Origin of the sequence: Mycobacterium heidelbergense, assembly GCF_010730745.1 — a bacterium.
In the GTDB taxonomy this organism is placed as follows: Bacteria; Actinomycetota; Actinomycetes; order Mycobacteriales; family Mycobacteriaceae; genus Mycobacterium; species Mycobacterium heidelbergense.
Genome location: NZ_AP022615.1, coordinates 3,845,464 through 3,856,387, shown reverse-complemented (window position 1 = coordinate 3,856,387; position 10,924 = coordinate 3,845,464). Strand labels below are relative to the sequence as shown.

At 69.0% G+C, this 10,924-nt stretch carries 9 protein-coding genes; 6 read left to right on the top strand and 3 right to left on the bottom strand.

Going from position 1 to position 10,924, the window contains the following annotated elements:
• The first annotated feature begins 38 nt into the window (after window positions 1-38).
• A complete protein-coding gene (locus tag G6N25_RS18035) occupies window positions 39-1,685 on the top strand; it encodes a (2,3-dihydroxybenzoyl)adenylate synthase (RefSeq protein ID WP_083072082.1) in 1,647 nt (548 codons plus the stop codon).
• 42 nt (window positions 1,686-1,727) lie between these two features.
• Here the strand turns inward: G6N25_RS18035 and G6N25_RS18030 are convergent, their stop codons facing one another.
• Together G6N25_RS18030 and G6N25_RS18025 are read right to left on the bottom strand one after the other, a co-directional pair.
• Window positions 1,728-2,744 carry an acyl-ACP desaturase gene (locus tag G6N25_RS18030; RefSeq protein WP_083072081.1) on the bottom strand — a complete coding sequence of 339 codons (1,017 nt, stop codon included), beginning with the start codon at window positions 2,742-2,744 and terminating at the stop codon, window positions 1,728-1,730.
• 177 nt (window positions 2,745-2,921) lie between these two features.
• Complete coding sequence (locus G6N25_RS18025; RefSeq protein ID WP_083072080.1) at window positions 2,922-4,274, bottom strand: salicylate synthase; 1,353 nt, start codon at window positions 4,272-4,274, stop codon at window positions 2,922-2,924.
• 680 nt (window positions 4,275-4,954) lie between these two features.
• On the opposite strand from G6N25_RS18025, the gene G6N25_RS18020 reads away from it, so the two are divergent.
• A complete protein-coding gene (locus tag G6N25_RS18020) occupies window positions 4,955-6,199 on the top strand; it encodes a sodium-dependent bicarbonate transport family permease (protein ID WP_083072079.1) in 1,245 nt (414 codons plus the stop codon).
• A gap of 3 nt (window positions 6,200-6,202) precedes the next feature.
• On the opposite strand, the gene hemW is transcribed toward G6N25_RS18020, so the two are convergent.
• The gene (gene hemW, locus G6N25_RS18015; protein ID WP_083072078.1) at window positions 6,203-7,375 is read right to left on the bottom strand and encodes a radical SAM family heme chaperone HemW; all 1,173 of its coding nucleotides are present in this window, start codon (window positions 7,373-7,375) and stop codon (window positions 6,203-6,205) included.
• 155 nt (window positions 7,376-7,530) lie between these two features.
• On the opposite strand from hemW, the gene G6N25_RS24490 reads away from it, so the two are divergent.
• From G6N25_RS24490 to G6N25_RS18000, 4 genes are all read left to right on the top strand, one after another.
• Window positions 7,531-7,635, top strand: coding sequence for an Ms4527A family Cys-rich leader peptide (locus G6N25_RS24490; protein WP_408632423.1), 105 nt, complete (start codon window positions 7,531-7,533; stop codon window positions 7,633-7,635).
• Between the two features lie 109 nt (window positions 7,636-7,744).
• Window positions 7,745-9,412, top strand: coding sequence for a nitrite/sulfite reductase (locus tag G6N25_RS18010; protein WP_083072077.1), 1,668 nt, complete (start codon window positions 7,745-7,747; stop codon window positions 9,410-9,412).
• A complete protein-coding gene (locus G6N25_RS18005) occupies window positions 9,409-10,152 on the top strand; it encodes a phosphoadenylyl-sulfate reductase (RefSeq protein WP_083072076.1) in 744 nt (247 codons plus the stop codon). The genes G6N25_RS18010 and G6N25_RS18005 overlap by 4 nt, the downstream gene beginning before the upstream one ends.
• Window positions 10,131-10,877, top strand: a complete 747-nt coding sequence (locus G6N25_RS18000) for a sirohydrochlorin chelatase (protein WP_179961681.1) — start codon at window positions 10,131-10,133, stop codon at window positions 10,875-10,877. Before G6N25_RS18005 ends, G6N25_RS18000 begins: the two co-directional genes overlap by 22 nt.
• Window positions 10,878-10,924: the final 47 nt, after the last annotated feature.

The following is a 10,924-nucleotide window of genomic DNA, read 5'->3' as shown; positions in this document are numbered from 1 at the left end:
CGCCGCTACCACCCCCGGTCCAAGGCCATAGGAGACAGATGCCCCCGAACGCAACGCGGCCCCCGGCGGGCCGGCCGGAGGGATTCGTCCCGTTTCCGGCCGACCGGGCCGCCTCCTACCGCGCGGCCGGCTATTGGACCGGGCAAACCCTCGACACGATCCTCTCCGACGCGGCGCGGCGCTGGCCCGACCGGGTCGCGGTCATCGACGCCATGGCGGACGCCGGATTGAGCTATGCGGAGCTCGACGAGCGGGCCGACGGCGCCGCCGCCGGGCTGCGCGGGCTGGGCGTCGCGCCGGGTGACCGGGTCCTGCTGCAGCTGCCGAACGGCTCCCAGTTCGCGGTCGCTCTGTTCGGGTTGTTGCGCGCCGGGGCGGTGCCGGTGATGTGCCTTCCCGGCCACCGGGCCGCCGAATTAACGCACTTCGCCGCGGTCAGCCGGGCGACCGGGCTCGTGATCGCGGATGCCGCACACGGTTTCGACTACCGCGCGATGGCGCGAGACCTCGTCGAGGATCACCCCACGCTCCGACATGTCATCGTCGACGGCGACCCCGGGCCGTTCATCTCCTGGGCGCGCCTGTGCGACGCGAACCCCGCCCGGCCGCCGGCGGCGCCGGCCGACCCGGCGGCGCCCGCCTTGCTGTTGGTGTCCGGCGGCACCACCGGCACCCCCAAACTGATCCCCCGCACCCATGACGACTACGTGTTCAACGCGACCGCCAGCGCCGAGGTCTGCCGGCTCGGCGCCGACGACGTCCATCTCGCCGTGCTGCCCGCCGGCCACAACTTCCCGCTGGCCTGTCCCGGGCTGCTCGGCGCGATGACGGTCGGCGCCACCACGGTGTTCGGCGCCGACCCCAGCCCGGAGGCCACCTTTGCCGCCATCGCTCGGCACGGCGTCACGGTGACCGCGCTGGTGCCGGCGCTGGCCAAGCTGTGGGCGCACGCGTGTGAGTGGGAGCCGGTGACGCCGAAGTCGCTGCGGCTCTTGCAGGTCGGCGGGGCCAGGCTGGATCCGGCGGACGCCCGGCTGGTGCGCGCCGCGCTCACCCCGGGCCTCCAGCAGGTGTTCGGCATGGCGGAGGGGCTGCTGAGCTTCACCCGCCTCGACGATCCGCCGGAGGTCGTCGAGAACACCCAGGGGCGGCCGTTGTGCGCCGCCGACGAACTCCGCATCGTCGACGCCGTCGGCCGGCCGGTGCGGCCCGGCGAGGAAGGCGAGCTCCTGGTGCGCGGACCGTACACGTTCAACGGCTATTTCCGCGCCGAGCGGGACAACGAGCGCTGCTTCGATCCCGACGGCTTCTTCCGCAGCGGCGACCTGGTCCGCCGCCGCGACGACGGCTACCTGGTGGTCACCGGCCGGGTCAAGGACGTCATCTGCCGCGGCGGCGAAACGATCGCCGCGGCCGACCTCGAGGAGCAGATGCTGAGCCATTCCGCGATCCTTTCCGCCGCCGCGGTCGCGCTGCCCGATCCCTACCTGGGCGAAAAGATCTGCGCCGCGGTCGTTTTCGTAGGGGAACCGATCGGCCTTGCGGAGTTGAACGCCCACCTCGACAGGCGCGGGGTGGCCGCCCACGCCCGGCCCGACGTGCTGGTCGCGATGGCGGCGCTGCCCACCACCCCGATCGGCAAGGTCGACAAAAAGGCGATCGCGCGCCAGCTCGGTGGGCCGTAAACCCGCGCGAGAATTCGCGGCCGCGTTACGGCTCGCGACCGATTACCGCCCGCTGAGCGTCAGCGTCCCCTTGGTTTGGAGCACCTTGCCGGCGGTGATCTTTTCGGTCTTGCGGGCTTCCCGCTCCAGGTAGCGCCGCTTGGATTCGTCGAATTTGTCGCCGGCCACCTCGAGCTCCTTGACCAGGGCGCCGAGGTCGTCGCGCATCCGTGCGGCCTCACCGGTGAAGTCTTCGCGTTCGAAGATGCGCCACTTCTTCAGCACCGGCATGACGACCTCGTTGAGGTGGATGCGCGGGTCGTAGACGCCGCCGACCGCGATGATCACGGCCTTGCGCCGGAACTCCGGCACGGTAAACCCGGGCATCTTGAAGTTGCGCAGGATCCGGTGCACCGACTTCATCGCCTGATTGGGGGCGATGTCGAGGCCGGCGGCGCTGACGTCCCGATAGAAGATCATGTGCAGGTTCTCGTCGTGCGACACCCTGGCCATCAACTGCTCCGCGATGGCGTCGTCGGCGGCCTTGCCGGTGTTGCGGTGCGCGACGCGGGTGGCCAATTCCTGAAACGACACGTACATGACCGAATCGAACAGGCTCTCAGCAAACATGTCGCCCTGGTGGTTCTGGCCCGGGCTGAAGCCCCTGGTCATTTGCTCCATGCGGAGCTTTTCCAGCTCGACCGGGTCGACGGCGCGGGTGACCACCAGGTAGTCGCGCAGCGCCGTGCTGTGCCTGTTCTCCTCCGCGGTCCACCGATTCACCCACTGCCCCCACGGGCCGTCCAGGCTGAAGTTCATCGCGATCTCGCGGTGATACGACGGCAAGTTGTCCTCGGTCAGCAGGTTTTGCACCATCGCGACCTGCGCCACGTCGGAGAGCCGGCTTTGACCGGGCTCCCAGTCCTGGCCATCGAGAGCGTAGAAGTTCTTGCCGTCCGACCACGGGACGTAGTCGTGCGGATTCCATTCCTTGAACAGCGACAGGTGGCGGTTGAGCAGGCGCTCGACCACGGGCTCAAGCTCGTGGAGTAGCTGCAGATTGGTCAAGCCCTCGGACACGGGTCCTCCCCAGTTATGTGTTTCGGCCAGTAACAGTGAATGTATCTGTGTCACACGGTTACATCAAGCTGACACGCGCGCGCCCGCTCAACTAGGGCCGAAAGTCCCCCGGGGCCGAAATGGGGTCGGGCACCCGGGCACATTGAAGGCCCGGAACGGCAGGCCGGGGAGCGGACGCTAGTGGCGTGCGATGAGATATGGCGCGAGGGTGGACAGCTTTTCGCAGGTCTCCTCGAATTCGCGCTCGGGTTCGGACTCCTCGATGAGGCCGGCGCCGGCCCGCAACCAGGTCTTCCCGTCGCATTCGTAGGCCGCCCGCAGCGTCAGCGCCGCGTCCAGCCCGCCGTCCGCCGAAACCATCACGACCGCACCGGAATACAGGCCGCGCGGGCATTCGTCGAGGCGCAGAATGGCCTCGACGCCGGCGGCCTTCGGGATGCCCGACGCGGTGACCGCCGGGAAAAGCGCCTCCAGCGCGTCCATCCGGTCGCTCGATGGGCCCAGGCGCGCGCTGATCGTGGAGCCGAGGTGTTGCACACTCCCCCGCTCCCGCACCGCCATGAAGTCGGTGACCGCCGCGGTGCCCGGTTCGGCGATCTCGGTCATCTCCCGCAGCGAGCTGCGCACCGAAATGGCATGCTCCACAATCTCTTTGGAGTTCGATTCCAGTTCGTCGCGAGCCTGACGATCCCGCGCCGCACCCCGGCCCAAGGCGCGGGTGCCGGCCAGCGGCTCGGTCACCACCGTGCCGTCGCGGAGGACGGCCGCAACCAGTTCGGGGCTGTAGCCCACGGCGCGAATTCCGCCCAGCCGCAACAGGAACGACCTGACCGGCGTGTTGAACCGCCGGCCCAGCCGGTAGGTGGACGGGAAGTCCAGCGCGAACGGGATTTCGACACAACGGGACAAGATCACCTTGTGATAACTGCCCGCCGCGATCTCACCCACGGCCGCCGCCACCCGATCGCGGTATCCGGACGGGTCGGCGGTCACGTCGATCGCGCGGGCGTCCCCCACGTCGCGCACGCCGCCGCCCAGCAACTCGCGCACCGCCTCGCGGTGGCCGGCCGCCGCGCCGAAGAGGCGAACCACGTCCCTGGTCACCACGATGCGGGTGCGTGGCCAAAACAGCCGCGCCAGCGGGGTGTGCGGCGCCAGCCGCTCCTGCAGCCCGTAGCGGTAGACGCCGAATTCGAAGGCGATCCAGCCGAACAGCTGGTCGGTTTCCAGCAGCAGCCGGTCGATGGCTTCGCCCAGGACCGGTCCCGGCCGTCCCGACCATCGTTGCCGCTCGATCGTGCCGTCGCGGACCAACCGCAGCTCGTCGCTGTCCAGCTCGACCATCGCCCGCACGCCGCTGGCCAGCACCCATTGACCGTCGTGTTCGTAGAGCACGTATTCCTCGCCGAGCCGCTCCGGCAGCACCGCGGCCAGCTCGGCCGCCAGGTCGGGCGGATGGATGCCGGGCGGCAGGGGGATCGGTGGTGACGCGACGCCGCCGGGGCTTGTCTCGACGCTGACCTCGGTCACGGTAAGTAAATGTAGCCTAACCTATGTAAGCGGGCGCAACCCCTCCCGTCGGGGTCACGCAACGACGCAGCGACCGCGCCGGCGGGGAAAGGCCCACCGGGCAGCTTTAACGAAACTTTAACGGCGCGCCCGGCGGCCCAGCGCAGCTAACACCGTTCGCCGGCCGGCCCGCGGGCGACCGGGACGACGTCGAACCGTCCGTCGTTTCGGCGAGCGGCCACCGCCGGGCCCGCGCGGCCTGAACGACGAGCCGCCGATCATCGCGAAACCGGCGTGCGGCCCCGCGTCGCGCCCGCACGGCTCGGGGGAAATCCTCACGCGCCGCTCGCCTTCCGCGTGAGGCCCGGTGGCAGGTCGCCGCACCGGAGTCGGCCCAAAGCCGTCGCCGCATTCGCGGCGCGCCGACGAGGCGTCGATCCACACAGCGAAATCACAGGGAAGTGACAGCGGATTCACGTCAATCGACCCTAACGCGGCCCCACCTGCGCGGCTCTGACCACCGGCTTTAGCAAAACCGGCCATTCGGGCGCACCTCGGCAAAACCTGGGCTTTTTGCGTCGTGTCCGAGTGGCGGACCCGCATCGGCGGGGATAAATTTTGGCACGGTCTCGGGATGTTCGTGGTTGGCACGGTTGCGGACGGTGCTTCCCCTGATCACCGCATCAATGAGAGAGGCACCCATGGTCCAAGAGTTTTGGCACAACTTCACCCATAACCTGTTCAAGCCGCTCCTGCTGTTCTTCTACTTCGGGTTCCTGATCCCGATCCTGAAGGTGCGGTTCGAATTCCCCTACGTGATCTACCAGGGCTTGACGATGTACCTGCTGCTGGCCATCGGCTGGCACGGCGGCGAGGAGCTGGCCAACGTCAGCGCCTCCAGCATCGGCGCCATCGTGGGATTCATGGTGCTGGGCTTCGTACTGAACTTCCTCATCGGATGCGTCGCCTACGTCCTCCTGGGGTGGCTGACGTCCCTGCGGAAGGTGGACCGGGCGACGGTCGCCGGCTATTACGGGTCGGACTCGGCGGGAACCTTCGCCACCTGCGTGGCGGTCCTGACGGCCGTTGGCATCGCCTTCAACGCGTACATGCCGGTCATGCTGGCGATCATGGAGGTTCCGGGCTGCCTGGTGGCGCTGTACCTGGTGGCGCGGCTGCGGCACCGGGAAATGGACTCGGCGGGGTACATGCCCGACGAGGCCGGCTACACGCCACCCGTCAAGGTCGGGGTCGGGCCCGGCACGGCGGCAAAGCCTCCGCATGGCCGGAGCCTCGAGGCCGAGCACGACCGGGGAGTCGAGCAGGAACTGGAGCTCTCGATGGAGCGACTGGACCACCCGGACTGGGAGCCCGGCCAACCCCCGCCCGCGCCGGCGGGCAAGAAGATGCCGCTCTTCTCCCGCGAGCTCTTCCAGGAGGTATTCCTCAACCCCGGCCTGGTCCTGCTCTTCGGCGGAATCATCATCGGCCTCGTCAGTGGTCTGCAGGGGCAGAAGGTCGTGCAAGACGACGACAAGTTCTTCGTCTTGGCGTTCCAGGGCGTGCTCTGCCTGTTCTTGCTCGAGATGGGCATGACGGCGTCGCGAAAATTAAAGGACCTGAGATCGGCGGGCGTCGGTTTCATCTTCTACGGCCTGCTGGCGCCGAACATCTTCGCGACGCTGGGGATTTTTGTCGCCTACACCTACTCCGACCTGACCCATGCCGGCTTCAAGACGGGAACGTACGTGCTGTTCGCGGTGCTGTGCGGTGCGGCGTCCTACATCGCCGTCCCGGCGGTCCAGCGCCTGGCCATTCCCGAGGCGAGCCCGACGTTGCCGCTGGCCGCCTCGCTGGGCCTGACGTTCTCCTACAACGTCACCATCGGGATCCCGCTGTACATCGAGATCGTCCGCATCGTCGGGCACTGGTTCCCGGGCGCCTGAGCGCTAGCCGAGCAGCGAGCGCACCACCGCGTCGGCCAGCAGCCGCCCGCGCGGGGTGAGCACCAGCCGGTCGCCGTCGGTCACCAACAGGCCGTCAGCGACGACGGTTTCGGCGCGTTCGCGTTCGGCCACGCCCAGCCGGTCTATCGGAAGCCCTTGGCGCAGGCGGGTTTTCAGCAGCACGTCCTCGGTGTGCAGGGCGTCGCCGTCCAGCTCCTCGAAACCCGCCACCGGCAGCGCGGCACCGGCCAGCATCTCCGCATACGCGTTGGGGTGCTTGACGTTCCACCAGCGCGTCGCACCGACGTGTCCGTGCGCCCCGGGCCCGGCGCCCCACCACTCGCCGCCGTCCCAGTAGCCGAGGTTGTGCCCGCACTCGCCGCCCGGTCGCGACCAGTTGGACACCTCGTACCAGGCCATCCCGGCCGCGGACAGCCGGGCATCGACCAACTCGTAGCGGTGCGCCAGCACGTCGTCGTCGGGTGCGGCCAGTTCCCCGCGCCGAACGCGCCGGGCCAGCGCGGTGCCCTCCTCGACGAGCAGGGCGTACGCGGACACGTGATCGACGCCGGCGCCGACCGCGGTGTCGACGGAGCGCGCCAGGTCGTCGTCGGACTCCCCCGGCGTTCCATAGATCAGGTCGAGGCTGACGTGGTCGAAGCCCTCGGCCAACGCCTCGCGGGCCGCGGCCGCCGACCGGTTCGGCGTGTGTACCCGGTCGAGGACCCCGAGCACTCGCGGTGACACCGACTGCATGCCCAGCGACACCCGCGTGTATCCGGCGGCCCGGATCGCCGCGAAGAATTCCGGCCACGTCGACTCGGGGTTGGCCTCGGTGGTCACCTCGGCGTCGGGAGCCAGGACGAAGTGGCCGCGCACCATGCCCAGCAACGTGGCCATGCGTTCGCCGCCCAGCAGCGACGGGGTCCCCCCGCCGACAAACACCGTGCCGACGGTCGGTCCGCCCAACCGCGCGGCCGCCAGTTCGAGCTCCGATCCCAGCGCGTTCAGCCAGGCGTCCGGGTTGACGCCGCCCAGTTCGGCCGGCGTGTACGTGTTGAAGTCGCAGTAGCCGCAACGCGTTATGCAGAACGGAACGTGGATGTACAAGCCGAACGGCCGCCCGGGATTCGGCCGCAGGGCGGGCAGGTCCACGGGGGCCTCGTGAGGGGGCATGCCAAATCTTCCCACGCCCGCCGAACTGGAGGCCTCTCAGCGGATTCTCGGTTTTGTCAACCCAACCACCCAGGATTCGCCCGTAGTTTTAATCACTGTGAGAACAAATTTGACCTGGTGGCGCGGCTGGTCGCCATCCGTGGCAGAATGGGCGCGTGACCGCCGCCCGCTACAACCCGCGCTGCAATGCCGGGACAGCCCTCGTGGCGCGGCGGCATATCGATCTCAAGCGTGTCTGCAGCTGTAGCTGTCTGCCTTGATGTCGTAGACCCGCCCACCTGTACGTCCAGCTGGCGCCGGATCTGCGCCGCCGAAAGAACGGTGAGCCGCGCGTCCACGCCTGCAACATTCGCGAAGGAGAACCTCCGAATGACCACAGCCCGTCCCGCAAAAGCCCGCAGCGAGGGCCAGTGGGCGCTGGGAGATCGCGAGCCACTCAACGCCAACGAAGAGATGAAGCGGGCCGGCGCCCCGCTCGAGGTGCGGGAGCGCATCGAAAACGTCTACGCCAAGGCCGGCTTCGACAGCATCGACAAGAGCGATCTGCGCGGCCGCTTCCGCTGGTGGGGCCTCTACACCCAGCGTGAGCAGGGCTACGACGGGTCGTTCACCGGCGACGAGAACGCCGACCTGCTCGAGGCCAAATACTTCATGATGCGGGTGCGCTGCGACGGCGGCGCCCTGTCCACCGCCGCGCTGCGCACGATCGGCGAGATCTCGACGGAGTTCGGACGCGACACCGCCGACATCTCCGACCGGCAGAACGTGCAGATGCACTGGATCGAGGTGGAGAACGTCCCCGAAATCTGGCGCAGGCTCGCCGACGTCGGACTGCAGACCGCCGAGGCGTGCGGTGACTGCCCGCGCGTGATCCTGGGCTCACCCCTGGCCGGCGAGTCGCTCGACGAGGTGCTCGACCCGACCTGGGCGATCGACGAGATCGTCCGCCGCTACATCGGCAAGCCCGACTTCGCCGACCTGCCGCGCAAGTACAAGACCGCCATCTCGGGCCTGCAGGATGTCGCGCACGAGATCAACGACATCGCGTTCATCGGCGTCAACCATCCCGAGCACGGTCCCGGCCTGGACCTGTGGGTCGGCGGCGGCCTGTCCACCAATCCGATGCTGGCCCAACGGGTCGGCGCGTGGGTTCCGCTGCACGAGGTGCCCGAGGTGTGGGCGGCGGTGACGTCGGTGTTCCGCGACTACGGCTACCGGCGGCTGCGGTCCAAGGCGCGGCTGAAGTTCCTGATCAAGGACTGGGGCGTCGAAAAATTCAGGGAAATCCTCGAAACCGAATACCTCAAGCGCCCGCTGATCGACGGCCCGGCCCCGGAGCCGGTCAAGCACGCGGTGGACCACGTCGGCGTGCAGCGGCTGAAGAACGGGCTCAACGCCGTCGGGGTTGCGCCGATCGCCGGACGCGTGTCGGGCACCGTCCTCACGGCGGTGGCCGACCTGGCCGAGCGGGCCGGCTCGAACCGAATCCGGTTCACCCCCTACCAGAAGCTGGTCATCCTCGACGTTCCCGACGACAAGCTCGAGGATCTGATCGCCGGGGTGGAGGCCTTGGGCCTGCAGTCGCGCCCGTCGCATTGGCGCCGAAATCTGATGGCGTGCAGCGGGATCGAGTTCTGCAAACTGTCGTTCGCCGAAACACGGGGCAGGGCACAGGGATTGGTGCCCGAGCTGGAGCGCCGCCTCGAGGACATCAACTCCGAGCTCGACGTGCCGATCACGGTGAACATCAACGGCTGCCCGAACTCGTGTGCGCGGATTCAGGTCGCCGACATCGGGTTCAAGGGCCAGATGGTCGACGACGGTCACGGCGCCTCGGTCGAGGGCTTCCAGGTGCACCTGGGCGGCAGCCTCGGCCTGGACAGTGGTTTCGGCCGAAAACTGCGCCAGCACAAGGTCACCAGCGACGAGCTGGGCGACTACATCGAACGGGTGGTGCGGAATTTCATCAAACACCGCTCCGACGGTGAACGATTCGCGCAGTGGGTCGTTCGCGCCGAGGAAGGCGACCTGCGATGAGCGGCGAAGCGACCAAGCGCAGCGAGGCCGAACTGCGTGAGCTGGCCGCCCGCGGCGCGGCGGAACTCGTGGGCGCCAGCGCCACCGATCTGCTGCGGTGGACCGAGGAGAACTTCGGCGGTGTCAACGGGCCGCGCGGCTGGGCGACGTGCAACTACGTGGTGGCCTCGAACATGGCCGACGCCGTGCTGGTGGACCTGGCCGCCAAGGTGCGGCCGGGCGTGCCGGTGCTGTTTCTCGACACCGGCTATCACTTCGTGGAAACCATCGGCACCCGGGACGCGATCGAGTCGGTCTACGACGTGCGGGTGCTCAATGTCACCCCGGAGCACTCGGTGGCCGAGCAGGACAAACTGCTGGGCAAGGACCTGTTCGCCCGTGACCCCGGCGAGTGCTGCCGGCTGCGCAAGGTCGCCCCGCTGGGCAAAGCGCTGCGTGGCTACTCGGCCTGGGTCACCGGGCTGCGCCGGGTCGAGGCGCCGACCCGCGCCAACGCCCCGCTCGTCGGCTTCGACGACGCGTTCAAGCTGGTGAAGGTCAACCCGCTGGCGGCGTGGACCGATCAGGACGTGCAGGACTACATCGCCGAACACGATGTGTTGGTCAATCCCCTTGTCTACGAAGGCTATCCATCGATCGGCTGCGCTCCGTGCACGGCCAAGCCGGTCGAGGGCGCCGACCCGCGCAGCGGGCGCTGGCAGGGCCTGACCAAGACAGAATGTGGGTTGCACGCGTCGTGACGGCACTCGTGCTGACCGCCCACGGAAGCAAGGATCCTCGGTCGGCCGCCAATGCGCGGGCCGTCGCCGACCGGGTGGCGCTCCTGCGCCCCGGGCTGGACGTGCGGCTGGCCTTCTGCGAGCTGAACGCGCCCAGCCTGGTCGACGTGCTGGACGGGCTATCGGGCGCCGGGCGGGCTGTCGTCGCCCCGCTGCTGCTGGCAAACGCCTACCACGCCCGCGTCGACATCCCCCGCCAGATCGCCGGCTGCACGACGCCGCAGCGGGTGCGCCAGGCGCCCGTGCTCGGCGAGGACGACCGGTTGGTGTCGGTGCTGCGTCAGCGCGTGACGGGGTTGGGGGTTTCGCGGCTCGACGACACGCTCGGAGTGCTCGTCGTGGCGATCGGCTCGTCGGATCCCGTAGCGAACGCGCGCACCGCGCGGGTGGCGCCGAAGCTGCTCGTGGGCACTGGTTGGGTCGGCGCGACGACGGCGTTCGCCACCCGACCGCAACGGTCGCTGGCCGAAGCCGCCGGCAGGTTGCGCCGCCAAGGCGCCCGACGGGTGATCATCGCGCCGTGGTTCCTGGCGCCGGGGTTGCTGCCGGACCGGGTGCGCGCGTTCGCTGACCGCGCCGGCATCGAGATTGCGGCCCCGCTGGGGGCGCACCGGCTGGTGGCCGAGACGGTGCTGGATCGCTTCGATCAGGCGTTGAACGAAGGCGCCCGGCGCATCGCGGCCTGATCCCGCCGCCTAGGCCACCTGCGCCTCAGTGGTTTTGCCAGATGGGT